The organism is Citrobacter sp. TBCS-15 (assembly GCF_005280815.1).
In the GTDB taxonomy this organism is placed as follows: Bacteria; Pseudomonadota; Gammaproteobacteria; order Enterobacterales; family Enterobacteriaceae; genus Citrobacter; species Citrobacter werkmanii.
Map to the genome: position 1 here is coordinate 1 of NZ_SZWK01000295.1, position 304 is coordinate 304.

1 protein-coding gene is annotated in these 304 nt (G+C 32.9%); it reads right to left on the minus strand.

Features of this window, described 5'->3' with window-relative positions:
- A partial coding sequence (locus FDW96_RS22100) for a phage distal tail protein domain-containing protein (protein WP_212732929.1) occupies positions 1-304 on the minus strand: 304 nt, incomplete at both ends.

The window sequence follows — 304 nt, forward strand, 5'->3', positions numbered from 1 at the left end:
CTCTATGTTTGTTTCTCCATAATAAGTGTAAGAAGTTCCTTTGACATACTTATAGTATCCTGGTGCTGTTCCGCCATAAATTTTAGACTTTCCAGAAATAACTTTACCATTTTGAACCATATCGAAAGTTAAGTTTTCGTAAGTGTACCACTTTGTAATTATATCAAAAGTTATCTTTTCGCTGAAAGTTCCGTTCTTGCCATAACCCTCTGTCTTTGTAATGTCTGCTAAAGCTAAATCAGCATATACCTGAAAAATCTCTGTTTGATATTCAAGTGTAACGAATTTTTGGTTAAGAATATCG